The organism is Streptomyces flavofungini, assembly GCF_030388665.1.
In the GTDB taxonomy this organism is placed as follows: Bacteria; Actinomycetota; Actinomycetes; order Streptomycetales; family Streptomycetaceae; genus Streptomyces; species Streptomyces flavofungini_A.
In genome coordinates this window covers 8,392,659-8,416,231 of sequence record NZ_CP128846.1, presented here as the reverse complement: position 1 = coordinate 8,416,231, position 23,573 = coordinate 8,392,659, and the positions used below count along the sequence as shown (strand labels likewise).

Below are 23,573 nucleotides of genomic sequence, written 5' to 3'. Positions count from 1 at the left end.
CCTCAGATGTGTGACTCGGGTGCGGGCAGGAGCCCGGTGAGCAGGGCGTCGGTGGCGGGGCGCAGCAGATGTGCCGCTACGGGCAGGGACTCCAGGCCGATGACGAGGGCGAGGCAGATGTCGGCGGCCTGGGCGGGAGTGAGGGGGGTGCCGGGGGTCTGGACGGGGGTGGTCACGGAGGTGGCCGTGGCCGGGGCGGGCTCGGCGTCCGCGCCGGGCTCGCTGTCCCCGGCAAGTCCGCTCGGCGCGGTCGCCACGCCCGTCCCGGTGAACTGCTCGGTGAGCAGGTCCCGGATCCGGGCGGTGAACGCGTCGCAGATGTCGCCGGAGAGGCGCGCCTTGGCGTCGAGCAGCTCCGCGGCGTGCCCCGCGCCGCCCGCGAGGTCGAGGACCAGGTCGAGCTTGGCGGCCAGGATCCCGTGGATCCGCTCGGCGGGCGGCACGTCGGCGGTGGCGGCCGCCGCGGCCCGGTCGAGCGCCCGGTCGTGCAGGCGCCGGGCGAGCTGCCGCACCGCGTCGTCCTTGCCGCGTACGTACTGGTAGACCGCGGACCGGGACACACCCATCTCGCCCGCGATGTCGTCCATCGTGGTGCGCCGCACGCCGTACCTGCTCAGGCACGTGTACGTCGCGTCGAGGACGTCGGTGAGCCGGTCACTGGCCATGGCTCAGCCCAGCGCCGTGACGATCCGGGCGGCGAGCGGGGCGGCCGACGCCGGGTTCTGGCCGGTGTACAGATTGCCGTCGGCGACGGTGTGCGGCGCCCACGGCTCGCCCTCCTGGAAGTCGACGCCGAGGGCGACGAGCCGGTCCTGGAGCAGCCACGGCGCGCGGTCGGCGAACCCGGCCTGGGCCTCCTCAGCGTTGCTGAACGCGGTCACGCGGCGGCCCGCGAAGGGCGAGCCGCCCTCGGCGTCGGCGGTGGCGAGGAGCGCGGCGGGGCCGTGGCAGACGATGCCGAGGGGCTTGCCGGACACGAGAGCCGCGATCAGGAGGGCCCCGGACGCGGCGTTCACCGCGAGGTCCTCCATCGGGCCGTGGCCGCCCGGGTAGAACACCCCGGCGTAGTCGTCGAGCCGCACGTCCTCCAGGGCCACGGGCTGCTTGAGTTCGGCGACGCCCGCGAGGAGCGCGGCGATGGCGTCGGCGTTCTCCTGGCCGTCGTTCAGCTCGGGCGCGAGGCTCGCCGGGTCCATCGTCGGCTCGACGCCGCCGGGCGTCGCGACCACGACGTCGTACCCGGCCTCGGTGAAGGCCCGGTACGGGGCCGCGACCTCCTCGGCCCAGTAGCCGCTCGGATGCGCGGTGCCGTCGGCCAGCGTCCATACGTCGGAGCCGGTGACCACCATCAGGATCTTCGCCATGGGCCTCTCCTCGTCTCGTGTCTCGTCTCGTGCCTTGTCCCGTGTGACGCACTGACATTCCGTACGCAGAACGTCAGGTCGCCGGTCCTTCGACGGTAGGCCGCCGATCCATAGAGTTCCAATAGGATCTCCGGTATGCCCCATAGAGATTCCAATGGCGCGAGCTCGGCGCGGGCGCCGCTGGACCTGTCCCTGCTGCGCACCTTCCTCGCCGTGCACCGCTCCGGCTCCTTCACGGCCGCCGCACGGGTGCTCGGCCTGTCGCAGCCGACGGTGACGACGCAGATCCGCTCCCTGGAGCAGCAGCTGGGCCGGGAGCTGTTCGAGCGACGGCCGCGCGGTGCCGTCCCGACGTCCGTCGCCGACGAGCTGGCCACCCAGGTGGCGGCCCCGATCGACGCGCTCGCCGCCGTGGCCGAACGAGGCCCCCTCGCGGCCGAGAAGCGCCCGGACCCGGTGCACCTCGCGGGACCGGCCGAGCTGCTGTGCGCCCGCGTCCTGCCCGCGCTCGCGCCGCTCACCGGCCAAGGGGTGCGGCTGCGGGTCACCACGGGCCTCACCGACGAGCTCCTCGACGGGCTCCGCGGCGGCCGCTTCGACCTGGTGATCTCCACGCTGCGGCTGCGCGGACGGACGTTCAGCGCGGTGCCGCTCGCGGACGAGGAGTTCGTGCTCGTCGCCTCGCCGGAGTGGGCGGAGCGCATCGGCCCGCGCCGGGTCGCCGCCGAGGGCGCCGCCGCACTGCGCGGGGTGCCGATCGTCGCGTACGCCGACGACCTGCCCATCGCCCGCAGGTACTGGTGGCACGTCTTCGGCGAGCGCCTGACCGAGCAGCCCGCGATCACCGTGCCGGACCTGCGCGGGGTGCTCTCGGCGGTGGCGGCCGGGGCGGGCATCACCGTCCTGCCGCGCTATCTGTGCCTGGACGCGCTGGACTCGGGCGCCCTGGTGCCGCTGCTGCTTCCCGATGACCCGCCGATCAACACGGGCTATCTCGCGCAGCGGCCCGGCGCCTCGGCCAATCCGCATGTGCTGCTCGTCCGGGACCGGATGCTGCGGGCGGGCCCTTCGTGGTGACCCGCGCACCACGGCCTGTCGCCCCGGCCCGGGTGACGCCGGGTCAGCGATGCCGCGCCGGGCACGGCCCTGAAGGGCGGTCAGCTCTGCGCCGGACGATGGACTCCGTCACCTGCCCGGGGGCAGCCCGCATGCGGGACGGGCCGACGGCGCGTTGGCTCGTCGTCAGGTAGCACGGACGCTTCCCAATTCAGGCGGCGCACGGGACGTACCGCCAACCGTGCCACCGGAGGGCAGACGCATGCGTACTACTCAGATATCGCTCCGCTCCGGACTGGCCGTCGCCGCCATCGCAGTCCCGCTGGCACTGACCGCCCCCTCGGCGGTCGCGGGACCGGGGATCAACGTGACCGTCACCGGGACGACCGTGCAGGTCACCACGACTGCCTGTCCCAACGGCGGCAAGGCCGCGCTGATGAGCGGCGGCAACGCCAGCTTCGCCTCGGGGCGGCAGACCCAGCTGTCGGGCGGCAGCGCCTCGTGGACCGATGTCAGTCCCGGCACCCATACGGTGGCGGTGATCTGTCAGGACGGTTCGGCGGCGGGTTCGCAGTCGGTCACGGTCGGCACGTCCGCGACGACCTCGTCGACGACGGCACCCGCGCGCGGTGTGCGCGGTGGCATCGGCGGCGCGGTCGAGGACTACGGCACGATCACGCTGGTCGCGGGCGGGGCCCTGGTGGCCGCGGGGGTGACGGGCGGCGTCTGGTTCTTCCGGCGCCGCACGGTGCACCGTCACTTCTGAGCCCGTCCCCGCTCCGGCACTCCGGCCGAGTGCTTCTCGGCCACCGCTGCGGCCGGGTTCACCCCCGGCCATCACGTCGGCCGGGAGCTCCTCGGCCCTCACCCCGGCCGGGTTCGTCCCCGGCCGCCGAACGGCCCGTGCCCGGTCCCGGTGCTCCCCGCCGGTTCCGGGCCCGGGCCCGCGCGCGTCCGGGGCGGGCCGCGCGGACCGTCCCTGACGTGCCGCGCGCGGGAACCGGTCGAGGGGCGTCCGCTGCATGGTCATGGACATTCCCATCAGGCTGCTGGAGCCTGTCCCTGTGGACTCGTCCCTGACCACGTTCCTGCTGCCCGCCGTCCTCGCCGTCATCATGTTCGGCCTCGGACTCGGCCTGACCGTGGCCGACTTCCGCCGGGTCACCGCGCATCCCCGGCCCGTGGCCGTCGCGCTGTGCTGCCAGTTGGTCCTGCTGCCCGCCGCCTGTCTCGGCCTGGTCCTCGCCTTCGACCTGAGCCCGGCGCTCGCCGTCGGCATGATGCTGCTCGCGGCCTCCCCCGGCGGCACCATGGCCAACATCTTCAGCCACCTCTTCGGCGGTGACGTCGCCCTCAACGTCACGCTCACCGCCATCAATTCGGTGATCGCCGTCTTCACGCTGCCGCTCGTCGTGAACCTCTCCCTCGACCATTTCATGTCCGGCACGGACGAGGCGCTGGGGCTGCGCTTCGAGAAGACCCTCCAGGTCTTCCTCGTCGTCCTCGTGCCGGTCGCGGCGGGCATGCTGGTCCGGCAGCGCCGTCCGGACTTCGCGGAGCGCTCCACGCAGGCGGTCAAGGTGACGGCGGTGGGCGCGCTCGTCGCGGTCATCATCGCGGCGGTGGTCTCCGAGCGGGAGAACGTGCTCGGCTATCTCGCCGACGTCGGCCTCGTCGCCTTCCTCTTCGCCGCGATCTCCCTCACCATCGGGTACGGGGCGACGCGCCTCGCCCGCGGTGACCACCGGCAGTCCGTCGCCACCTGCTTCGAGATCGGCATGCACAACACGACGCTGTCGATGGCGATCGCCCTCAGCCCCTCCCTCCTCGACAGCACCCGCATGGCCATCCCCTCGGCGGTGTACGCGGTGGAGATGTTCGTCATGGCCCTGGCCGCGGGCTTCCTGCTGCGCCGCATCGCCCCGCACGAGACGGCCACCGCCACCACGGGAGCGCTTCCCGCCTAGGCAGTCCAGGACCGCGCCGGCGGCCCCGCGAGGCCGCCGCGTAAGACTTTCGTCATCTGATTCCGGGAGTTCCGAGCCCGCCTCCGACGTCGTACAGGAACAGAATCACCACTCCTCGATCCCTCACGGAGGTACGACATGGGACGCGTACGGCGCACACTCGGCAAGCCATGGTTCGTCACGGCGCTGTTCACGGGCGTGGTGCTCGCGGGTGTGGGCCTGTACTGGTTCCAGCCGTGGAAGCTGTGGGTGGACGAGACCGTACGGGACCCCTTCCCCGTCGCGGCGGCCGCGCCCTCCCCGGGAGCCGCCGGGGACGGCGCGGACGCCGGGCCGAAGGAGCTGGCCACCGGCAAGCTGATCAGCCACGAGCACGGGACCAGCGGCTCGGTCCGGATCCTGCGCCTCGCGGACGGCACCCGCGTCCTGCGCCTGACGGACCTCAGGACGAGCAACGGGCCCGCCCTGCGGGTCTGGCTCAGCGACGCGGAAGTGAAGCCCGGCAAGGACGGCTGGCACGTCTTCGACGACGGCAAGCACGTCAGCCTGGGCGAACTCAAGGGCAACAAGGGCGACCAGAACTACCCGCTGCCCGCCGACGTCGACCTGGACGACTACCGCAGCGTCACCATCTGGTGCGACCGCTTCGACGTGTCCTTCGGCGCCACGGAGCTGACCCGTTCCTGACCGCGCGCCCCGGAGCAGCAGGCGTCCGGACCGGCGCCGACGCGGACCGCGGTCCACGGCTACGAGCAGACCGTGTTCCCCGGTCGGCCGAGATGGCCCGGCTCCTCGACGGCGGCGCCGAGGAACTGCTGAGGACCGACGTCAGCGGACGAGTGAGCGGCCGGTGGGCGCGAGCCTGAGCACGCGCGGGGCGCCTGTCCGCTCCCGCTCGATTCCGGGCAGGATCTCGTCCCTGGCCAGGGGGTGCGCCTGCACCTCGGCGGCGTGTCGGCGCCGGGCGGCCTCGTCCGGGTAGGAGGTGAGGACGACGGTGACGTTCTCGCCGGTGCGGACCGGCAGCCGGGTGAAGGTGTTGGGTGCCGTCTCGGTGGTGAGGACGGCGAGCGGCGCCGGGCCCGTCTCGCGAAGGACGGGAAGCAGTCCGTCCTGGATCAGCGCGACGCCCTCGGACCGTCCCGGCGGGAAGGACCACACCGTGGCGGACACGAGCCGGTCCGGCGCGGGCGCGCCGTCGCACGGTCGCTCGGCAGGAGAGACGCCGAGTCCGTGCTCCGCCGACGCCGGACGCAGCAGCAGGACGTCGTCGGAGTCGGCCATGGTGGTGTTGGCCCGGGGCCCGTGCTCGGCCCAGACCGGGCCGCCGTAGAACGCCGCGAGGGCGTGCTGCCGTGCCGTCATGTCGGGGAACCCGCGCAGCCAGACGAAGCGGTCCGGGTCGTCGAGGTCCCTGAACTGGCCGAGCACGACCATCCCGGTCGCCTCCTGGGTCTCGACGAACTCCCGGTCGAACAGCTCGATGAGCTCGTCACATCGACCGGGCCGCAGCGTGTACTGGCGCAGCTCGACCACGGCGGGACGCACGGGGGAAACCCCGAGATCGACGAGATCAAGGGGGTCGACGTGGCGAGTGGGTCCGGTGGGCCCGGTCAGGGCAGTGACATCGGTGAGGTCGGGGTCCAGAGGCGGCACGGCGGGCTCCTGTTCGGTGCGCGTTCCTCGACTTCGGCGCGCTTTCGTCGACCGTAGGCAGGACGCGTGCCAGGGGCTGTCAGTGTTTCCGCGCAGAATGTGTCCATGTCCGCCGGTCGTCTGCTGTCGCTGCTGCTGTTGCTCCAGTCCCGTGGCCGGGTGTCCGCGCGGGGCATCGCCGAGGAGCTGGGGGTGTCCGTGCGGACCGCCTACCGCGATGTGGCGCGGCTGCAGGAGGCCGGGGTCCCGGTCTACGCGGAGCCGGGCCGCGGCGGCGGCTATCAGCTGCTCGACGGCTATCGCACCCGCCTCACCGGGCTGAGCGAGGGCGAGGCGCGGGCACTGTTCTTCGCCGGACTGCCGGGCCCCGCCGCCGAGTTGGGCCTCGCGGCGGAGGTGACGGCAGCGCGTCTGAAGCTGCTCGCCGCGCTGCCGGCGGGGCCGCGCGAGGAGGCGGCGCGGACCGCGGCGGTGTTCCACGTGGACGCCCCCGGCTGGTACCGGGAGCCCGAGGAGACGCCCCACCTCCCCCTGTTCGTCGACGCGGTGCTCGCCCGGCACGCGGTGGATGTGCGCTACCGCCGCTGGCGCGCCCCGCAGGAGGGAAGCCGCCGCCTGCGCCCCTACGGCCTCGTGCTCAAGTCCGGCACCTGGTACCTCGTGGCGGCGTCGGAGAGCCGGACCGCGACCTACCGCGTCACCCAGGTCCTCGACGCCACCCTCACCGACGAGCGCTTCGACCGGCCGCGGGACTTCGACCTGGGCGCGTACTGGGCTTCCTACCTGGAGGACTTCCACAGCCGCCGCCACACCGGCACCGCCACCGTCCGCCTGTCCCCGCGCGGCCGCCGCCGCCTGCCCGACAACGTCCCGCCGGACGTGGCGCGGGCCGTCGACACCACCGCCACCCCCGTCGGCGACGACGGCTGGGTCGAGGCCGTCATCCCGACCGAGAGCACCGCCCACGCCTGCGGCGAACTGCTCCGGCTCGGCGTCGACGTCGAGGTCGTGGCCCCGCCCGAACTGCGCCGGGCCATGGCCGCCACGATCGGCGCGCTCGCCCTGACCTACGGGGTCGGCGGACGGCAGGCACCCTTGTAGACGCGACGCCCGCGCCTTACGGTCCTCCCAGCCGCCGACGGGGAGGGACCTCCATGCCACGACCGCTCAGCGTTCAGCTCTACTCCGTGCGCGAGGAGTTCGCCGCCGACCGCGCGGGGACCCTGGGCCGACTGGCGGAGATGGGATACGGCGCGGTGGAGGCGTACGACGTCACCGACGACGCGGCCGGGCTGCGCCGCCTCGCCGACGAGCTCGGCCTCACCGTGTCCGGCGCGCACGCCGCGCAGCTCCTCACCGGCGAACCCGGCCCCGTCCTGGAGGCGGTGGCGACGCTCGGCACACCGCTGGCGATCGTCCCCGCCGGGTTCCCGCACGAGGACTTCACGACGTACGACGGCCTGGCCCGCGTCGCCGACCGCCTCGGCGGCCTCGCGCGGGAGGCGGCCCGGCACGGGCTGCGGCTCGGCTACCACAACCACTGGTGGGAGGTGGAGCCGCGGCTGGCGAGCCACGGCGGGCGCCCCGCCCTGGAGGTCCTCGCCGAACTCCTGGCCCCGGAGGTGTTCCTGGAGGTCGACACGTACTGGGCGGCGGTCGCGGGCGCGGACGTCCCCGCGCTGCTCACCCGCCTCGGCGACCGCGTGCAGGCCCTGCACCTGAAGGACGGCCCCGGCACGAAGGACGACCCGAACGTCGCGGTCGGCGGCGGCACCATGCCGGTGCCGGAGGTCCTGGCCGCGGCGCCGGACGCCTGGCGCGTCGTCGAGTTCGACGCCTGCGCGGGCGACCTGCTCGGGGAACTCGCCGCGAGCCGCACGTACGTCAGCGCCCTGGAGGCCGTGTGAGCACGGGCCCGGTCGGCGTCGCCGTCGTCGGCGCGGGCGTCATCAGCGCCGAGTACCTGCGCACCCTCGCCACCTTCCCGGACATCCGGCTCGTGGCCGTCGCGGACATCCTGCCGGAGCGCGCGGCCGCCGCGGCCCGCACCCACGGCATACCGCTCGCGGGCGATCTGCCCACCGTCCTCGACGAGCCGGACGTCGAGCTGATCGTGAACCTCACCGTGCCCGCCGCCCACGCGCAGGTCGCGGCCGCGGCGCTGCGGGCGGGCAAGCACGTGTACGGCGAGAAGCCGCTCACGCCGGCGCCCGCCGACGCCGAGAAGCTGCTCGCCGAGGCGTCCGAGCGGGGGCTGCTGCTCGGCGGCGCGCCCGACACGTTCCTGGGCGCGGGGCTGCAGTCGGCGCTGCGGGCCGTCCGGGCGGGGCACATCGGCACGCCCGTCGCGGCGACGACCGCGGTGCAGAGCCTCGGCCCGGAGGGCTGGCACCCGGACCCGGCGTTCTTCTACCAGCCGGGCGCGGGGCCCCTGTTCGACCTCGGTCCCTACTATCTGACGGCACTGGTGGCGCTCTTCGGCGCCGTGGAGCGCGTGGCGGCGACGGCGGGGCGGGCCCGGGCGCAGCGCACGGTCGGCTCGGGACCGAAGGCCGGGCAGGCGTTCCCGGTCGACGTGCCGACGCACGTGTGCGCGCTCCTCGACTTCGCGTCGGGGGCGAGCGCCAACTCGACGTTCAGCTTCGACAGTTCCCACCCCCGGATCCGGTTCGAGATCACCGGCACGGAGGGCACCCTCGCCGTGCCCGACCCGAACACGTTCCGGGGCCCGCTGCGGGTGCGGGCCAACGGCGACGGCGAGTGGCGGGAGCTCCCGGTGCGGGGGCGCACGGACGGGCGGGGGCTCGGGGTCCTCGACATGGCCCGCGCGATCCGGGCCCGAAACGGCCTGCGGGACGGCGCCGCGCCCGACACCCACCGGGCGTCCGGTGCCCTCGCCCTGCACGTCCTGCAGACGATGGCGGCCGTCATCCGCTCCGCCGACCGCGCGGAGTTCACCCCGCTCCCGGCCCAGGTCGTGCCGCCGCCCCCGCTCCCGGACGGCTGGGACCCGACGGCGGCCACGCTCGGGACCGGCTAGTCGGCAGCCCCGGACCGGCCTTCCGGCTCCGTCAGCTCCTCAAGGGTGCGCGTGAGCCACCGCGTCCAGAACGTCTCCAGGTCGATCCCGGCCCGCAGCACGACATGGCGCAGCCGGTCCTCGATGGCATCCCTGCCGGGCGGGAAGTCGCGCCGCTCGATCTCCTCGTACTCGGCCAACTGCTGCTCGTGCAGGGCGAGATGGCGGCGCAGGTCCGCCTCGATGCCGTCGGTGCCGACGACGGCGGCGGCGCGCAGCCGCAGGAGCAGGGTGTCGCGCAGCGGTTTGGGGTCCTGGCTCGCGGCCGTCCAGCGGGCCAGTTCGGCGCGGCCCGCGGGCAGCACCTCGTACTCCTTCTTCTGGCCGCGCGTGGCCTGCGCGGACGGCAGCGCGCGGGTGAGCCCGTCGCGCTCCAGCCTGCCGAGCTCGCGGTAGATCTGCTGGTGGGTGGCGGACCAGAAGTAGCCGATCGACCTGTCGAACCGGCGCGTCAGCTCCAGACCCGATGACGGCTTCTCGAGCAGGGCGGTGAGGATCGCGTGCGGGAGTGACATGACGGCATCCTAGGGACGGTGAGCGGGCGCGCGGCCGTCCCGCTCGGCCGGCCGCGCGCCCGGGTCACTCACAGCGCGGCGGCCAGCTCCGTGCCCTGCTTGATGGCGCGCTTGGCGTCGAGTTCGGCGGCCACGTCGGCGCCGCCGATGAGGTGCGCGTCGACGCCCGCGGCGATCAGCTCCTCGTACAGGCCGCGCCGGGGCTCCTGGCCGGTGCAGAGGACGACCGTGTCGACGGGGATGGTCCGCTGCTCGTCGCCGACGGTGATATGCAGGCCCTCGTCGTCGATGCGGTCGTAGGTGGCGCCGTTGACCATGGCGACACCTCGGTGGCGCAGCTCGGTGCGGTGGATCCACCCGGTGGTCCTGCCGAGGCCCTGGCCGACCTTCGACGTCTTGCGCTGGAGGAGGTGGACGGTGCGCGGCGGGGTGGGCCTGACGGGCTCGGTGAGGCCGCCGCGCTCGCGGTAGTCCATGTCGACGCCCCACTGCTTGAAGTACGTCGCCGGGTCCAGGCTCGCCTTGTCCCCGCTGTCGGTGAGGTACTCGGCGACGTCGAAGCCGATGCCGCCCGCGCCGACGATCGCGACCCGCTCCCCGACGGGTGCGCCGTCGCGCAGGACGTCCAGGTAGCTGACGACGCTGGCGTGGTCGACGCCGGGGATCTCGGGGGTGCGGGGCGTGACGCCGGTGGCGATCACGATCTCGTCGTACCCGGCGGCGGTGAGCTGGTCCGCCGTCACGCGGGTGTTCAGCCGGACGTCCACACCGCGCAGTTCGAGCTGGGTGCGGAAGTAGCGCAACGTCTCGTCGAACTCCTCCTTGCCGGGGACCTTGCGGGCGATGTTGAGCTGCCCGCCGACCTCGGACGCGGCGTCGTACAGCGTCACGCTGTGGCCGCGCTCGGCCGCGGAGACCGCGCAGGCGAGCCCGGCGGGGCCCGCGCCGACGACGCCGACGCGCTTGGCGCGGCGGGTGGGGGCGAGCACCAGTTCGGTCTCGTGGCAGGCGCGCGGGTTCACCAGGCAGGAGGTGATCTGCAGGCTGAAGGTGTGGTCGAGGCAGGCCTGGTTGCAGCCGATGCAGGTGTTGATGGCGTCGGCCTGCTCGGCCCGCGCCTTGGCGACGAAGTCCGGGTCGGCGAGCAGCGGCCGGGCGAGGGAGACCATGTCGGCGGCGCCGTCGGCGAGCAACTGCTCGGCCAGTTCGGGGGTGTTGATGCGGTTGGTGGTGACGAGCGGCACCGACACCTCGCCCATGACCTTCTTGGTCACGAAGGTGTACGCGCCGCGCGGCACGGAGGTGGCGATGGTCGGGATGCGGGCCTCGTGCCAGCCGATGCCGGTGTTGATGATGGTGGCGCCCGCGGCCTCGATCTCCTTGGCGAGCTGGACGACTTCGGCGAGCGTGGAGCCGCCGGGCACGAGGTCGAGCATCGAGAGGCGGTAGATGATGATGAAGTCCGGGCCAACGCGCTCTCGGGTGCGGCGGACGATCTCGACGGGGAAGCGGACGCGGTTCTCGTAGGCGCCGCCCCAGCGGTCGGTGCGCCGGTTGGTGGGCGCCGCGATGAACTCGTTGATCAAGTAGCCTTCGGAGCCCATGACTTCGACGCCGTCGTAGCCCGCGAGCTTGGCCAGCTCGGCGGCCCGCACGAAGTCCTCGACGGTCTGCTCGACCTCGTCGTCCTCCAGGGCGCGCGGCGGGAAGGGGCTGATGGGCGCCTGGATGGCGCTCGGCGCGACGAGCTGGTCGTGGTAGGCGTAGCGCCCGAAGTGCAGGATCTGCATCGCGATCCGGCCGCCTTCGCGGTGCACGGCCGCGGTGACGCCCGCGTGCTTCTCGGCCTCCGCCTCGGTGGTGAGCTTGGCGCCGCCCTCGTAGGGCCGTCCGGCGTCGTTCGGGGCGATGCCGCCGGTGACGATGAGGCCGACGCCGCCGCGGGCCCGGGTCGCGTAGAACTCGGCCATGCGCGCGAACCCGTCGGGGGCCTCCTCCAGGCCCACGTGCATGGAGCCCATCAGGACCCGGTTGGGCAGGGTCGTGAAGCCCAGGTCGAGGGGGCTGAGCAGGTGCGGGTAGCGGCTCACTGAGCTCATGCGGTACGGCCTCTTTCGTCCACATACGCCGGGATACGCGGGGGCGTCAGCGTCATCGGTGTCGTCGGAACAGTTGTAGGGCAGCCCTCAGCTTTATGCAACTAGTTGCACATACGGATGGGGCCGCGCGAGACGGAGTTCACAGCGGGCCCCCGGCGGGCTCACAGCGGCAGCGACCGCTCGCGCACCACGTGCTTCATCACGAGCGTCGAGCTGAGGCGCTGCACCCCGGGCAGCGTCGCAAGCTCCTCGTCGTACAGCTGCTGGAAGGCCCGCAGGTCCTTGCTGACGATGCGAAGGAGATAGTCCGGGTCACCGAAGAGGCGCTGCGCCTGGACCACCTGGGGGATGTCGGCGACGGCCGACTCGAAGGCGGCGACCGTGTCCCGGTCCTCCTGGCGCATCGTGACGAAGACCAGTGACTCGAAGGTCAGGCCGACGGCCTCGGGGTCGAGCACGGCGCGGTAGCCCCGCACCGCACCACGGCGTTCGAGTTCACGCAGCCTGCGGTGGCACGGCGACAGGCTCAGGCGCACCCGCGCGGCCAGTTCGGTGACGGTCAGGCGGCCGTCCTTCTGCAGCTCGGCAAGGATCTGCCGGTCGACTGAGTCCATGAGGAAGATTCTTCCACTCGCACACCTCTGCGCGGCAGATCTTGGGAGCACTTTTGGGCAGATCGGAACTAACCTCCCTCACGCAACCGAACAGGGAGGGAAAAAACATCCATGGCCGTCAGCTCCATCACCGCTTTCTGGGCGGTGTCCGTCCTGCTCATCCTGGTTCCTGGCGCGGACTGGGCGTACGCGATATCGGCAGGGCTGCGGGATCGCTCGGTGGCCCCGGCCGTCGGCGGCCTTCTGCTCGGCTACGTCGGCCTCACCGCCGTCGTCGCGGCCGGCATCGCGGCCGTCGTCGCCGACCACCCGGCCGTGCTCGCCGGACTCACGCTGCTCGGCGCGCTGTATCTGATCTGGCTCGGCGTGACCACGCTGACCCGCCCGAGCACCCCCGCCGCGCCGGACGGCACACCGGGCACCGCCGCGCCCGCGCCCTGGCGCAGCCGGGTCCTCCAGGGCGCCGGGATCAGCGGCCTCAACCCCAAGGCGCTGCTTCTCTTCCTCGCCCTGCTCCCCCAGTTCACCCAGCCCGGCACGGGCTGGCCGCTCGCCCTCCAGATCAGCACCCTCGGCCTGATCCACATCCTCAGCTGCGGCGCCATCTACTTGTGCGTGGGCGTGCTCGCCCGTACCGTCCTGCGCACGCGCCCGACCGCCGCGCGCGTGGTCACCCGGATCTCCGGGGCCGCGATGATCGTGATCGGCGCGGTCCTGGTCGTCGAGCAGCTGACCTGACCGCACCCGCGCCCCGCCTCCCTCTCCTCGCGTCTCTCCTGGCGCCACCAGCACCGCGCCCCTCCCCCTGAGCACCGCGTCCGAAATCCGCCAGCCGTCGGCGCCCGCAGCGCGCAGACTTGGCACGGACGGATCGGGGCAGCAAGCCCCGGACCAGGAAAGACGCATCAGCGGATGCGCAGCAGAGCGGGAGAGAGGACAGGCGCGATGACAGTCCACACGACGTTCGACAGCCCGTTGGGCGAGCTGTTGCTCGTGGGCGAGGCGTCGGCGACGGCCCCCGGCGGGACGGCACTCGCCTCCCTGTCGATGCCGGGCCAGAAGGGCGGCGCGGTCGTCCAGGACGGCTGGGTCCGGGACGACGAGGCGTTCACGGAGATCACCGGCCAGCTCCGCGCGTACTTCGCGGGCACGCTCACGCACTTCGACATCGAGTACGCGGGCGGGGCGGGCACCGAGTTCCAGCGCACGGTGTGGTCCGCCCTGGACTCCGTGCCGTACGGCACCACGACCACGTACGGAAAGCTCGCGGAACGGCTCGGCCTGTCCCGGGTGGCGGTCCGCGCCCTGGGCACGGCCCTCGGCCGCAACCCCGTCCTGGTCATCCGCCCCTGCCACCGCGTCGTCGGCGCGGACGGCTCCCTCACCGGCTATGCGGGCGGCCTCGACCGCAAGAAGCAGCTGCTGGAGCTGGAGACGGGGTGAGCGGGGCGCCGCCGGACGGCGCGACCGGGCCGAGGAGCGGCTGCCGGGTGCCGGGGCGACGGCGCGACCGGGCCGAGGAACGGCTGCCGGGTGCCGGGGCGACGGCGCGACCGGGCCGAGGAGCGGGTGGCGGGCACCGGGTCGATGGGGCGAAGGCCCGTCCCCGGGGACCGGGCACCCGGTCAGCCGGCCCCACGGACACCCGGACCCGCGGCGCACCCCGCACCCCCCGCGAGGTCAGGCGCCCTGGTGAAGATCCGCCCGGTCCCGTCGGTCCAGGCCCGCAGTCGCGGCACCTGGTCCTGGGCGGCGGCACCACCGATCCCGACCGCGGCACCACCGGCCCCGACCGCTCCACCGGCGGTCGCCACGGCCGCACCGCCGTCGGCGCGGCGGGTCATTACACACCCGAATTGACCTGCTTCATCACCCACGATCCCGCACGGAGACCCCACCATGACCGCCACCCCGAGCCACGACGCAGGACCCGCCGACCGCGTCCGTGCCACGGACTGGCAGACCGTGGCCGACGACCTCGACCAGCACGGCTGTGCCCTCACCGGCCCGCTCCTCACCCCCGACGAGTGCCGCGGGATCGCCGCGCTCTACGACGAGACCGACCGATTCCGCTCCACCGTCGACATGGCCCGCCACCGCTTCGGCTCCGGCCAGTACCGGTACTTCGGTCACGACCTGCCCGACCGGATCGCCGAGCTGCGCCGCGCGTTCTACCCCCACCTGCTGCCCGTCGCCCGCGACTGGGCCGCCCGCCTCGACCGCCCCGCGCCCTGGCCCGACACCCTGGACGCCTGGATCGAGCAGTGCCACGCGGCGGGCCAGGCCAAGTCGTCGCAGATCCTGCTGCGGTACGAGAGCGGCGACTGGAACGCCCTGCACCGCGATCTGTTCGGCGACCTCGTCTTCCCGCTCCAGGTCGTCATCGGCCTCGACGAGCACGGGACCGACTACACGGGCGGCGAGTTCCTGCTGGTCGAGCAGCGCCCGCGGGCCCAGTCGCGGGGCACGGTGACCGTGCTTCCGCAGGGCCACGGTCTTGTCTTCACCACCCGTGACCGCCCCGTCCGCTCCCGCCGCGGCTGGTCGGCGGCACCGGTGCGGCACGGTGTGAGCACGGTCCGCTCGGGGCTGCGGCACTCCCTCGGCCTGGTCTTCCACGACGCGTAGGCGGGCAGGAGCGGGCCCGTGGCCGCCGTGAGCGCGGCGGCCCCGCACGGCCCGTCACCCGGGCAGGCCCACCAGCCTCGCGCTGTCCCGCCACAAGGCCTGCGCCACGTCGTCCCTGCGGGCGAGTTCCGACGGGTCCGTCCACGTGAGCCGTCCTCCGCGCAGGGCCGCGTGGGTGCGGCCGCTCGGCGGAACCACGCTCCCGAGGGCGAGGTCGGCCAAGGTGTTCCCGGCGTCGGCGCGGCTGTTGAGCGTGCGGTTCAACCGCCGCAGCGGCCACCCGAGGACCGGCGTGCCGCACAGCGACCAGGCCGCACGCAGGGGCAGCGACAGGTCCTGGGCGAGACCGGTCCCGAAGACCTGCCCGGGGTCGTAGGCGAGCGCGGTGAGCCGCCGGGCCCGGGCGTCGGGCCGTCCGGACAGGGCTCGGGCGGTGAGGACGACGCACAGCTTGGACGCGGTGTAGGCGTGCTGGCCCGCCTTGCGCGGCCGGGGGTCGAGGCCGGGGTCGCGGTCGGGGTGCGCGAGCAGTTCGGCGTCCGCGTGCCGGGGCGGCTGGAGCGAGGCCTTGGTGGCGGGGTCGTGGGTGCCGCTCGTGGTCAGTACGACGGTCGCCCCGTCCGCGAGGTCGTGCAGCAGCAACCGCAACACCAGGTACTGGGCGAGGTGGTTGACGGCGAACGTCGTCTCGAAGCCGTCGGCGGTGCGCCCGGCGGCGTCGGGGCGGACCACCCCGGCGTTGAGCACCAGGGCGTCGACCGGGGTGTTGCCCAGGCGCTCGCGGACGGCCGCGGCGAAGGCCCGTACGGAGTCGAGCTCGGTCAGGTCCAGCGGGATCGACTCCCCGACGGCGGCGGTGCGGCGCGCCCCCACGACGAGCCGGGCGCCGTCGGACCGGGCGAGCCGTGCCGCCGCGATCGCGCCGAATCCCGAACTGCCGCCGGTCATCACCGTCGTTGGCACGCCGCCCACCTCGAACCCATGGCTTCGGGACCCCCTCCAGCGTACGGCGGAACCCGTCGCACGACCCCTGCCCCGCACACCGCGGCCCATCCGCTCGCCCATCCGCTCGCCCATCCGCTCGCCCCGCCGCCGCGGCCCGCCCCGCGCGAGCCCTCGCTCAAGAGCGGCTCTCTCAGCGCAGGCCGCTCACCCGCAGCGTGAGGTTGAGCCGCCCGGTGAGACCGAGTTCCGGCGGCGCGGTGCCCGCGTACACCTTCGGCACGCCGTGGTACGCGAGCCGCGAGGGACCCCCGAACACCATCAGGTCACCGCTGCGCAGCTCGACGTCGGTGTACGGCCGCGTGCGGGTCTCGGTGTTGCCGAAGCGGAAGACGCAGGTGTCGCCGAGGCTCAGCGAGACGACGGGCGCCGTGGACCGCTCGTCGCTGTCGCGGTGCATGCCCATGTGGGCGTCGGCGTCGTAGAAGTTGACGAGCGCGATGTCGTACGCGGCGGGGGCCTCCTCGGCCGTGCCGTCCGCGGGCCCCGCCTCGTCGCCGTACGCCGCCCGCACCGCCTCCCGTCCGAGGTCCGCGAGCCACCCGGGCATGGGCTTCACGGGCGCGCCGTCACCGTCGACCACGGTGCGCGCGTACCCGTACGGGTACCAGTGCCAGCCGAGACACACCTGTCGCGCCGTCATCGTCCCGCCGCCGGGCAGCCTGACCGTGCGCAGACCGGCCGGGGGCCGCGCCCACGCGCGGCAGGCGGCGACGAGGTCCCGCTGCCGCTGCTGCCCGAGCCAGTCGGGCACATGGACCGCGCCCGGCGCCACCTCGCCGGGCTCGCGCGGGAACAGTTCGCCGGTCATGGCCAGGAGCCCGCGTTCACGAGTGCCGGACCGCCCGCAGGATCACGAACTTGCGGTTGCTCGCGGCGACTTCGACGTTGCCGAAGACCCGCTTGAGGCGCACGTGGTAGCCGAGGTGCCGATTGCCGACGACCCAGAGTTCACCGCCGGGGCGCAGCGCCGCGCGGGCGCCGCGGAACATGCGCTGGGCGGTGGCGTCGGTGGTCGCCTGGTGGCTGTGGAAGGGCGGGTTGTTGAGGACCAGGTCCACGGACTCCGGCGGCATCGCGGTGAGCGCGTCCCCGGCGACGAAGTCGGCCTTGGCGGCGGAGTCCCGCGCGGTGTTCGCCGCGAAGGTGGCCTCGGCGGCGGCGACCGCCTGGTAGGACTCGTCGACGAAGGTGAGCCGGGCGTCGGGGTTGGCGACGGCCGCGGCGGTGCCGAGGATGCCGTTGCCGCAGCCCAGGTCCACGATGTGCGCGTCGCCACTGCTCGCGGGCAGGTGCTGGAGGAGGAAGCGGGTGCCGATGTCGAGGCGTTCGGCGCAGAAGATGCCCGCGTGGTTGACGGCGGTCAGGCCCGCGCCCGCGCCGGAGTCGCCCGGCAGGACGTACGACCGGGGCCAGGGGGCGGGCCCGGAGGTGCGCCCGGGGACGGGGGTGCTGAAGATCAGGCGGGCCTTCTGACGGGCCAGCGAGGTGCGCGTCGGGCCGACGATCCGCTCGAAGAGGTCCAGGGTCGAGGTGTGGATCTCGGTGACCATGCCGGTGCCGACCACGACACTGCCCGCGTGCAGCGCCGGGGCGATCCGGTGCAGCTGGTCCTCCAGGAGCGCGAGGCTCTTCGGGACCCGCACGAGGAGCACGTCGACGCGCTCCGGAGGGGTGTCCCGCGTCGTCAACAGGCGGGCGCCGTCGGCCGGGAGACCGGCGCGCGCCAGGTTGGCGAGGGTCGCCCGGCGGGCGAGGTAGGAGTCGGTGATCTGCACGGGCCGGTGCGCGGCGAGCGCGGTGGTGAGGGCGCCCCACCGGTCCCCGACGACGGCGACGGTGCCGTCCAGGGCGACCGGGGCGCCGCCTTGCCCGCCTTCGCCGCCCTCCTCGCCCGCGAGGTGCCGCAGCAGGTAGGCGTCGGCCGCGGACCACGCCCGCAGGGTGTCGCGCGGGTCCTCGGGGAAGCGGGTGAGGTCGTACTCGCCCCATGACGTGCTCAAACGGTTCATCGTGCCCTCAGGCTAACGGAGCACGCGCCCCGGCCGGCCCGCCAGGTGCAGCGCACGCCCTCGTCAGCCCGCCAGGTGCAGGGCCCCGACCAGCCCGGCCGCGACCACCGCCCCCGCGACGAGGAGGTGCGCCCCCGGCGGCAGCCCGGCCGGGGGTCCCTCGGTGGTGTGCGCGGCCTCCGGGTCGAGGCGCCGCGCGCGGGCCGCCCACTCGGCGGGAGGCCGGTCCGGCAGGACGACGCGCCAGGGCTGGCGCGGGTCGTACTCGACGACGGCGTGGCCGCGGTGCAGCAGGTCCTGTACGTCGAGGGGGTGCCGCACCTCGACGCGGAACGGGCGCCCGCCCTCCGGCACGACGGTCAGGTCGAAGGCGAACAGGCTGCCCGCGGCCTGCGGGTCGAGGGCGAGCTGCCCGGTGTCCCGGTGGACAGCCCGCACGGTGTGCACCAGGGCGGGCGCGTACGCGCGGGGGCCGCCGGAGCGCAGCCCGGCGGCGATCCCGGCGCTCTGCCCGCGTTCGGCGACGGCGCCGAGGCACAGGAACGTGGCGGCGGTGGCGGTGAGGCCGACGACGAGCAGCCAGGTGGGGCCGTCGATGACGCCCTCGGCCAGCGCGCCGAAGGCGAGGCCGACGGCGGCGGCGCCGAGCAGCGTGTCCGGGGCGAGGAGGCGGCGCGCCGCGCGCATCATGCGAGGGGCCCCGTCGCCACGTACCGCGAGGACGTCTGCGCCGCGTGGCTCATGAGAAGCGCAGCCGCCGTCGGCGGGGCACCGCGACGCGGGTGCGGCGGGGGTCGGCGGGGTCGGTGCGGTCGTACACGGCGAGCACGGGCCGGTCCAGGGCGGCGCGGTCCACGACGACGGGCACGGCGTACCGGGCGCCCTGGACGTCGTGGAAGACGACGGTGACCTCGCCGCGCCTGCCACGCACCGGGCGCCAGCCCTCCAGGCGGGCCTGCGCGGTGCTGAAGTCGGCGCGCAGCCTGCGCAGGGCGGCGGTGCGCCGCAGGCTCACGGCGCCGCCCCACACGGCGACGAGGCCGCCCGCGGCGGCGACCGACCACAGGAAGGTCAGCCAGCCCGACACGGTGTGCCGCCCCGCGGGCACGACGAGCATGAAGTCGGTGACCGTGCCGTACCCGACGCGCCCGTCGGACACCGCGTCGTACCAGCCCGCGGCGGCGCCGGCCGCGCTCAGGGAGATCACGGCGCCCACCGTGGCGCGGTGCAGGAACCGCGCGGCGACGAGGCCGAGCAGCGCCGCCGACGCGATGCCGAGTTCCGGCGCCAGGGACGCGAACTGGTCGCTGCCGCAGCCCTCGTCGTCGCACGACCACACGACGGTCGAGACGCCGTAGGTGCTCAGGTGCCACACGAGCCAGACCTGCCAGGCGAGGAGCGCGCAGGCGAGCCCGCGCAGCGTCAGGCCGTAGGTCCTCCGGCTCAACTCCCGCCCCTGTTCCGAGTGCTGCGGCGGCGTGCGGGCCGCCGCGCGGACAATGTCCGTGCAGGTTACATGCTGTGCCGGGCCGTCACCATGGCCCGGTCCTCGCCGCAGGGCGGCGGACGGCCTCTCAGCCGCGGTCGAACCAGGTCGGCCCCTCCGCCATGGCCTGCTTGATCCGGAAGAGCCCGGTCTCGTGCAGGTCGGGCAGCCGGTCCAGCGGGAACCACGCGACCTCCAGCGACTCGTCGTCGTTCACGCGCGGCTCGCCGCCCACGGCCCGGCAGCGGAACGTGATGTCCATGAACTGGCAGACGTCGTCGTTGGGGTACGTGACCGGCTCCAGCGCCTCCACGAGGACCACGCGCTCGGCGACGCAGCGCACCGCGGTCTCCTCGAAGACCTCGCGCACGGCGCACGCGGCGGGCTGCTCCCCCGGCTCCGGGATGCCGCCGATGACCGACCACTTGCCGTTGTCGGCGCGGCGGCCGAGCAGGACTCTGCCCGCGTCGTCGAAGACGATGGCGGTGACTCCGGGGAGCCACAGCAGTTGATGGCCCGCGTCGGCGCGCACGGTGCGGATGAAGTCGGGAGTAGCCATGATCCGACCCTAACCGGCGGCGCCGGCGCGGCGGCGGGCGATCACCCAGCCGACCCCTGCCGCGCCGACGAGCACCAGGACGACCTCCGGCCAGACTCCGGCGCGGGTGGCGGGCGTCAGCGAGGTGCGCTTGGGCACGTCGGCGACCAGGGACTCGGCGGTGAACATCCCGGTGCGCTGCGCGATCGACCCGTCGGGGCGGATCACGGCGCTGACGCCGCTGGTGACGGGCACCATGACGGCCCGGCCGTGCTCGACGGCCCGCACCCGGTCTATGGCCAGTTGCTGGTACGTCATCTGGCTGCGCTCGAACGTGGCGTTGTTGCTGGGCACGGAGAGGATCTCGGCGCCTTCGCGGACCTGGTCCCTGACCACGTCGTCGAAGGCGGCCTCGTAGCAGGTCACCGGGCCGATGCCGGTGCCCGCCATGTCGAACACGGCGGGCTCCGTGCCGGGTTGGAAGATCCCGGCGCGGTCGACGTCGGAGCTGAAGACGCGGAAGAAGCCGCGGTAGGGCATGTACTCGCCGAACGGCTGGAGGTGCCGCTTGTCGTAGGTGGCGCCCGGTCCGGTCCTCGGGTCCCAGAGGATCTGCCGGTTGCGGGGCTTGCCGTCCTTGCCCGTGACGACGGCGCCCACGGACACGGGGGCCTTGATGGCCTTGGCGGCCTTGTCGATGACGGCGTAGGCGTCGGCGTTGGCGTACGGGTCGATGTCGGAGGAGTTCTCCGGCCACAGGACGAGGTCGGGCTGCTTGGCCTTGCCCGCCTTCACGTCGGCGGCGAGGCGCAGGGTCTCGCGGACGTGGTGGTCGAGGACGGCGCGGCGCTGGGCGTTGAAGTCCAGTCCCATGCGCGGCACGTTGCCCTGGATGACGGCGACGGTCGCGGTGCCGTGTTCGGCGCCGGTGGCCACGAGCGGCAGGGCGGCGGCCCCGGCGGCGACGGGGGCGACGGTCAGCGCGGCGGACGCGACGAGCGCGCGCTCACGCGCGCGGGGATCGGCCTTGAGGCGGCGTACGACGTCGGCGAGGCCGAAGCCGCAGAGGACCACCGCGAAGCCGAGCAGCGGGGTGCCGCCGAGCGAGGCGAGCGGCAGGAACAGGCCGCTGGGCTGGCTGAAGGCGACCTTGCCCCAGGGGAAGCCCTCGAAGGGGAAGCGGGCCCGTGCGGCCTCCCCCGCGATCCACACGCCCGCCGCCCACACGGGCCACGCGGGCAGCCGGGACACGTAGGCGATGCCCAGACCGGTCAGGCCCACGAACAGCGTCTCGGCGACGGCGAGCGCGATCCACGGCAGCGGCCCCACGTCGACGCCCGTCCAGGAGAGGAGCGGCAGGAAGTAGCCGAGCCCCATGAACAGCCCGAGGCCGAAGCCGGACTTCGGGCGCCGCCCGTGCAGGACGAAGCCGAGGACGGCGAAGGCGAAGGGGGCGAGCCACCACAGTTCCCGCGGCGCGAAGCTCAGATACAGCAGGACGCCGGAGAGCACCGCCGTCCCGGCGGGAATCAGCCTTCTGCGGATCCGCTCGGCGCGCGTCTGTGGGCCGGGCAACGGTTCGGTCTGCTCGGACGCCTCGGTGGGAGCGGTGGTGGCGGTCACTCGGGGAGTGTACGGCGCGTCACCTGGCCACGGACACCGCGGTCCGGGCCGCCCGCGCGGCCGCCCCGCGGGACCGTTCCGGACCTGCGCCGGATCGTTCCTGCGCAAGATCTCCACAATTGGTGGTCCCAGCCGCTAGCGTGTTCCGAAGCCCTGACGTGCGACGAGATCGAGCCATACGGTCGGGGCCGCACAGATCGGGGGCGGCGGGGGTGGGGGCGATGAAGGCATCCGCGACGCCCGTGGCGGCCACGGCGGCCGGCTGGGGCGTGGAGCGGCGCGGCGCCGCGGACGTCGGCGGCATGGCGCTGCTCGCGGTGTGCGCCGCCTGGGCGCTGGTCACGACCGGGGTGCGGGGCGGCAGGCCGGACGGTGTGCTGCTCGCGGTCCTCGCGGTGGCCGCCGGGTACGCGGGCGGGCGGGTCGCGGGGGCGTTGCTGCCGGTCGCCGCGCCCTGCGTGGGGGCGCTCGCCGGCGTCGGCCTCGCGGCGGCGGCACCGCACGTCACGCCGGGGCCCGTCAGTTCCTCGCCGCTCGGGCCCATCGGGGCCACCGCCGCGCTGCTCGCCCTGGCGGCCGGCGCGGCCTGCTGTGCGGCGTGGTCGGCGCACGGGGCGGGGCTGCGGGCCGGTCTGCGGGTGTTCGCGGCCGGGATCGTCCTCGCGGCCGCGCTGCTGGGGTCGACGGCCGGGGTGATCGCGTGCGCGGGGATCGTGCTGTGTTCGCTCGCCGCGGGGATCGTGCGCAGCCGGGGGCTCGGGCTCAGCGGGTTCGCGGTGGCCGCCGCGGTGGTGACGGGGCTCGCCTGGGCCGTCGCGCGCGGGGCGCTGCCGGAGGGGCTGAGCTCGTCCCTGGAGGGGCAGCTCGGCCCGTACCGGGTGCGGGCGTGGCAGGACGCGGAGGGGCTCGCGGGCGCGCATCCGGCGCTCGGCGTGGGCCCTGGACGGTTCGGTGACGCGGCTCCGGCGGCCGCCGAGGGCGTGCTCGTGGACGACAAGCCGCATTCGGCGCTGTTGCAGCAGGGGGCCGAGCAGGGGTTCGTGGGGGTGGCGCTGCTCGCGGCCGCGTTCTGCTGGCTCCTCTTCGCGCTGTGGCGCTCGCCGCGCCCCACGCAGGTCGTCCTCTCGGCGGGCGCGGCCCTGACAGCGCTCGCGGGGGTGGCGACGGTCGGCAACGCGCTGAGCGTGACGTCCGTGACGGTGGGCGCGGGCCTGCTCGCGGGCATCGCCACGGCCCGCCCGCTGACCGCGGAGGCGGACGACCCGGGCCGGGTCAGACCGGCGCGCTCCCGGGGAGACCGAGGCGGTCCCGGATGACGCGGACGGCCGACTCGGCGTTGTCCACGGTCACGGTGAACTTGCGGCCGTCGCCGAGGCTGAGGACGACGCCCTCGCCGCGCCGGACGATGACGGCGGTGCCCTGCTCGGGCCGCCAGCGATAGCCCCAGCCGCCCCAGTGCCGTGGCGTCACGGCCGGGGCGAAGTCGGCGCCGACGACGTGCGAGAGCGGGATGCGGCGGCGCGGCACCCCAATGTGCCCGCAGCGCACTTCGAGGGAGTCCTTGTCGACCTTCACGGCGACGTGCACGAACGCGAGCGTGCCGAAGAGAACCAGCAGGCCGACGGCGATGAGTCCGACGATGGACATGATCAGCGGGAGGATCCCCGACGGCCACAGGGCCTCGACGGCCAGGTCGATGCCCAGGGCGAGACACGCGGCACCGCCGCAGGCCAGCAGCCACTGGCCACGGTTGCGCGCGTGTCCGGTCCAGATCTCGGGGTGCTGCTCGGAGCTGACCCGCTCACCGGGGGCGTGGTCCGTCATGGAATCGAGGGTACTCACGTTCCGGGGCGAAGGCACCGCGTCGCCGAAGGTCACTCCTGCGGGTGGCCGCCCGTCCCGGCCGCGGCACGGCGTCGTGGCCGGTGAGGGGC

Annotated in this window: 25 protein-coding genes; 11 read left to right on the top strand and 14 right to left on the bottom strand. The window is 74.3% G+C overall.

From position 1 onward, the window contains the following. Positions 1-2 precede the first annotated feature (2 nt). Both QUY26_RS36425 and QUY26_RS36420 read right to left on the bottom strand, forming a co-directional pair. Positions 3-665 (bottom strand): TetR/AcrR family transcriptional regulator, encoded by a 663-nt coding sequence (locus QUY26_RS36425; RefSeq protein ID WP_289954347.1) that lies wholly within the window; start codon positions 663-665, stop codon positions 3-5. A 3-nt stretch (positions 666-668) separates the two neighbouring features. Continuing rightward, positions 669-1,364: a type 1 glutamine amidotransferase domain-containing protein gene (locus QUY26_RS36420; protein ID WP_289954346.1), complete on the bottom strand. Its 696-nt coding sequence runs from the start codon at positions 1,362-1,364 to the stop codon at positions 669-671. Positions 1,365-1,499: 135 nt separating this feature from the next. Between QUY26_RS36420 and QUY26_RS36415 the strand changes: the two genes are divergently transcribed. The 4 genes from QUY26_RS36415 (at position 1,500) to QUY26_RS36400 (ending at position 5,074) form a co-directional block, all read left to right on the top strand. Beyond that, positions 1,500-2,441 (top strand): LysR family transcriptional regulator, encoded by a 942-nt coding sequence (locus QUY26_RS36415; protein WP_289954344.1) that lies wholly within the window; start codon positions 1,500-1,502, stop codon positions 2,439-2,441. A gap of 241 nt (positions 2,442-2,682) precedes the next feature. After that, complete coding sequence (locus QUY26_RS36410) at positions 2,683-3,186, top strand: hypothetical protein (protein WP_289954342.1); 504 nt, start codon at positions 2,683-2,685, stop codon at positions 3,184-3,186. A 262-nt stretch (positions 3,187-3,448) separates the two neighbouring features. After that, positions 3,449-4,387 carry a bile acid:sodium symporter family protein gene (locus QUY26_RS36405; protein WP_289954340.1) on the top strand — a complete coding sequence of 313 codons (939 nt, stop codon included), beginning with the start codon at positions 3,449-3,451 and terminating at the stop codon, positions 4,385-4,387. Positions 4,388-4,525: 138 nt separating this feature from the next. Next, on the top strand, positions 4,526-5,074 hold the full coding sequence (locus QUY26_RS36400) for a DM13 domain-containing protein (RefSeq protein ID WP_289954336.1): 549 nt from the start codon (positions 4,526-4,528) through the stop codon (positions 5,072-5,074). Positions 5,075-5,215: 141 nt separating this feature from the next. Here the strand turns inward: QUY26_RS36400 and QUY26_RS36395 are convergent, their stop codons facing one another. Then, positions 5,216-5,923 (bottom strand): NIPSNAP family protein, encoded by a 708-nt coding sequence (locus QUY26_RS36395; protein ID WP_436840551.1) that lies wholly within the window; start codon positions 5,921-5,923, stop codon positions 5,216-5,218. A 225-nt stretch (positions 5,924-6,148) separates the two neighbouring features. Between QUY26_RS36395 and QUY26_RS36390 the strand changes: the two genes are divergently transcribed. Genes QUY26_RS36390 through QUY26_RS36380 form a run of 3 tightly spaced genes read left to right on the top strand, consistent with a single transcriptional unit; the run spans position 6,149 to position 9,083 of the window. Continuing rightward, complete coding sequence (locus tag QUY26_RS36390; RefSeq protein WP_289954332.1) at positions 6,149-7,144, top strand: helix-turn-helix transcriptional regulator; 996 nt, start codon at positions 6,149-6,151, stop codon at positions 7,142-7,144. 53 nt (positions 7,145-7,197) lie between these two features. Then, the gene (locus tag QUY26_RS36385; RefSeq protein ID WP_289954330.1) at positions 7,198-7,950 is read left to right on the top strand and encodes a sugar phosphate isomerase/epimerase family protein; all 753 of its coding nucleotides are present in this window, start codon (positions 7,198-7,200) and stop codon (positions 7,948-7,950) included. Continuing rightward, positions 7,947-9,083, top strand: a complete 1,137-nt coding sequence (locus tag QUY26_RS36380; protein ID WP_289954328.1) for a Gfo/Idh/MocA family protein — start codon at positions 7,947-7,949, stop codon at positions 9,081-9,083. Before QUY26_RS36385 ends, QUY26_RS36380 begins: the two co-directional genes overlap by 4 nt. On the opposite strand, the gene QUY26_RS36375 is transcribed toward QUY26_RS36380, so the two are convergent. The 3 genes from QUY26_RS36375 to QUY26_RS36365 form a co-directional block, all read right to left on the bottom strand. Then, complete coding sequence (locus tag QUY26_RS36375; protein WP_289954326.1) at positions 9,080-9,637, bottom strand: PadR family transcriptional regulator; 558 nt, start codon at positions 9,635-9,637, stop codon at positions 9,080-9,082. The genes QUY26_RS36380 and QUY26_RS36375 overlap by 4 nt on opposite strands. 68 nt (positions 9,638-9,705) lie before the next feature. Next, positions 9,706-11,727 carry an NADPH-dependent 2,4-dienoyl-CoA reductase gene (locus QUY26_RS36370; RefSeq protein WP_289956343.1) on the bottom strand — a complete coding sequence of 674 codons (2,022 nt, stop codon included), beginning with the start codon at positions 11,725-11,727 and terminating at the stop codon, positions 9,706-9,708. 170 nt (positions 11,728-11,897) lie between these two features. Continuing rightward, positions 11,898-12,350, bottom strand: a complete 453-nt coding sequence (locus QUY26_RS36365; protein WP_289954324.1) for an Lrp/AsnC family transcriptional regulator — start codon at positions 12,348-12,350, stop codon at positions 11,898-11,900. A 111-nt stretch (positions 12,351-12,461) separates the two neighbouring features. On the opposite strand from QUY26_RS36365, the gene QUY26_RS36360 reads away from it, so the two are divergent. The 3 genes from QUY26_RS36360 (at position 12,462) to QUY26_RS36350 (ending at position 14,978) form a co-directional block, all read left to right on the top strand. Further along, on the top strand, positions 12,462-13,088 hold the full coding sequence (locus tag QUY26_RS36360) for a LysE family translocator (RefSeq protein WP_289954323.1): 627 nt from the start codon (positions 12,462-12,464) through the stop codon (positions 13,086-13,088). Positions 13,089-13,295: 207 nt separating this feature from the next. Then, the gene (locus tag QUY26_RS36355) at positions 13,296-13,793 is read left to right on the top strand and encodes a methylated-DNA--[protein]-cysteine S-methyltransferase (protein ID WP_289954322.1); all 498 of its coding nucleotides are present in this window, start codon (positions 13,296-13,298) and stop codon (positions 13,791-13,793) included. Between the two features lie 456 nt (positions 13,794-14,249). Next, complete coding sequence (locus QUY26_RS36350) at positions 14,250-14,978, top strand: 2OG-Fe(II) oxygenase (RefSeq protein WP_289954321.1); 729 nt, start codon at positions 14,250-14,252, stop codon at positions 14,976-14,978. 54 nt (positions 14,979-15,032) lie between these two features. Here QUY26_RS36350 and QUY26_RS36345 read toward each other — a convergent pair whose 3' ends face one another. The 7 genes from QUY26_RS36345 to lnt all read right to left on the bottom strand — a co-directional run bounded on the left by QUY26_RS36345 (position 15,033) and on the right by lnt (position 21,639). Next, positions 15,033-15,941: an SDR family NAD(P)-dependent oxidoreductase gene (locus QUY26_RS36345; protein WP_289954320.1), complete on the bottom strand. Its 909-nt coding sequence runs from the start codon at positions 15,939-15,941 to the stop codon at positions 15,033-15,035. A gap of 172 nt (positions 15,942-16,113) precedes the next feature. Continuing rightward, entirely contained in the window at positions 16,114-16,791 is a 678-nt protein-coding gene (locus QUY26_RS36340) for an alpha-ketoglutarate-dependent dioxygenase AlkB family protein (RefSeq protein ID WP_289954316.1), read from the bottom strand. A 16-nt stretch (positions 16,792-16,807) separates the two neighbouring features. After that, positions 16,808-17,992, bottom strand: coding sequence for a methyltransferase (locus tag QUY26_RS36335; RefSeq protein ID WP_289954315.1), 1,185 nt, complete (start codon positions 17,990-17,992; stop codon positions 16,808-16,810). A 63-nt stretch (positions 17,993-18,055) separates the two neighbouring features. Then, positions 18,056-18,682 carry a hypothetical protein gene (locus tag QUY26_RS36330; protein WP_289954312.1) on the bottom strand — a complete coding sequence of 209 codons (627 nt, stop codon included), beginning with the start codon at positions 18,680-18,682 and terminating at the stop codon, positions 18,056-18,058. 49 nt (positions 18,683-18,731) lie between these two features. After that, positions 18,732-19,439 (bottom strand): hypothetical protein, encoded by a 708-nt coding sequence (locus QUY26_RS36325; protein ID WP_289954310.1) that lies wholly within the window; start codon positions 19,437-19,439, stop codon positions 18,732-18,734. A gap of 127 nt (positions 19,440-19,566) precedes the next feature. Then, positions 19,567-20,037: an NUDIX hydrolase gene (locus tag QUY26_RS36320; protein ID WP_289954308.1), complete on the bottom strand. Its 471-nt coding sequence runs from the start codon at positions 20,035-20,037 to the stop codon at positions 19,567-19,569. 9 nt (positions 20,038-20,046) lie between these two features. Continuing rightward, positions 20,047-21,639, bottom strand: a complete 1,593-nt coding sequence (gene lnt, locus QUY26_RS36315) for an apolipoprotein N-acyltransferase (protein WP_436840461.1) — start codon at positions 21,637-21,639, stop codon at positions 20,047-20,049. Positions 21,640-21,860: 221 nt separating this feature from the next. Here lnt and QUY26_RS36310 point away from each other — a divergent pair, with 221 nt between their 5' ends. Next, positions 21,861-22,955 (top strand): O-antigen ligase family protein, encoded by a 1,095-nt coding sequence (locus tag QUY26_RS36310; RefSeq protein WP_289954306.1) that lies wholly within the window; start codon positions 21,861-21,863, stop codon positions 22,953-22,955. Here the strand turns inward: QUY26_RS36310 and QUY26_RS36305 are convergent. After that, positions 22,912-23,463, bottom strand: coding sequence for a hypothetical protein (locus QUY26_RS36305; RefSeq protein ID WP_289954304.1), 552 nt, complete (start codon positions 23,461-23,463; stop codon positions 22,912-22,914). The two genes, QUY26_RS36310 and QUY26_RS36305, sit on opposite strands and share 44 nt — an antisense overlap. Positions 23,464-23,573: the final 110 nt, after the last annotated feature.

What these genes read in the sequence shown, in the direction of transcription:
- QUY26_RS36410 (WP_289954342.1), top strand. Translation starts at nt 2,683, where the DNA reads ATGCGTACTACTCAGATATCGCTCCGCTCCGGACTGGCCGTCGCCGCC.
- QUY26_RS36305 (WP_289954304.1), bottom strand. Translation starts at nt 23,463, where the DNA reads ATGACGGACCACGCCCCCGGTGAGCGGGTCAGCTCCGAGCAGCACCCC.
- QUY26_RS36335 (WP_289954315.1), bottom strand. Translation starts at nt 17,992, where the DNA reads ATGAACCGTTTGAGCACGTCATGGGGCGAGTACGACCTCACCCGCTTC.
- QUY26_RS36390 (WP_289954332.1), top strand. Translation starts at nt 6,149, where the DNA reads ATGTCCGCCGGTCGTCTGCTGTCGCTGCTGCTGTTGCTCCAGTCCCGT.
- QUY26_RS36365 (WP_289954324.1), bottom strand. Translation starts at nt 12,350, where the DNA reads ATGGACTCAGTCGACCGGCAGATCCTTGCCGAGCTGCAGAAGGACGGC.
- QUY26_RS36355 (WP_289954322.1), top strand. Translation starts at nt 13,296, where the DNA reads ATGACAGTCCACACGACGTTCGACAGCCCGTTGGGCGAGCTGTTGCTC.
- QUY26_RS36405 (WP_289954340.1), top strand. Translation starts at nt 3,449, where the DNA reads ATGGACATTCCCATCAGGCTGCTGGAGCCTGTCCCTGTGGACTCGTCC.
- QUY26_RS36415 (WP_289954344.1), top strand. Translation starts at nt 1,500, where the DNA reads ATGCCCCATAGAGATTCCAATGGCGCGAGCTCGGCGCGGGCGCCGCTG.
- QUY26_RS36385 (WP_289954330.1), top strand. Translation starts at nt 7,198, where the DNA reads ATGCCACGACCGCTCAGCGTTCAGCTCTACTCCGTGCGCGAGGAGTTC.
- QUY26_RS36320 (WP_289954308.1), bottom strand. Translation starts at nt 20,037, where the DNA reads ATGGCTACTCCCGACTTCATCCGCACCGTGCGCGCCGACGCGGGCCAT.
- QUY26_RS36420 (WP_289954346.1), bottom strand. Translation starts at nt 1,364, where the DNA reads ATGGCGAAGATCCTGATGGTGGTCACCGGCTCCGACGTATGGACGCTG.
- QUY26_RS36340 (WP_289954316.1), bottom strand. Translation starts at nt 16,791, where the DNA reads ATGACCGGCGAACTGTTCCCGCGCGAGCCCGGCGAGGTGGCGCCGGGC.
- QUY26_RS36360 (WP_289954323.1), top strand. Translation starts at nt 12,462, where the DNA reads ATGGCCGTCAGCTCCATCACCGCTTTCTGGGCGGTGTCCGTCCTGCTC.
- QUY26_RS36425 (WP_289954347.1), bottom strand. Translation starts at nt 665, where the DNA reads ATGGCCAGTGACCGGCTCACCGACGTCCTCGACGCGACGTACACGTGC.
- QUY26_RS36330 (WP_289954312.1), bottom strand. Translation starts at nt 18,682, where the DNA reads ATGATGCGCGCGGCGCGCCGCCTCCTCGCCCCGGACACGCTGCTCGGC.
- QUY26_RS36310 (WP_289954306.1), top strand. Translation starts at nt 21,861, where the DNA reads ATGAAGGCATCCGCGACGCCCGTGGCGGCCACGGCGGCCGGCTGGGGC.
- QUY26_RS36350 (WP_289954321.1), top strand. Translation starts at nt 14,250, where the DNA reads ATGACCGCCACCCCGAGCCACGACGCAGGACCCGCCGACCGCGTCCGT.
- QUY26_RS36375 (WP_289954326.1), bottom strand. Translation starts at nt 9,637, where the DNA reads ATGTCACTCCCGCACGCGATCCTCACCGCCCTGCTCGAGAAGCCGTCA.
- QUY26_RS36400 (WP_289954336.1), top strand. Translation starts at nt 4,526, where the DNA reads ATGGGACGCGTACGGCGCACACTCGGCAAGCCATGGTTCGTCACGGCG.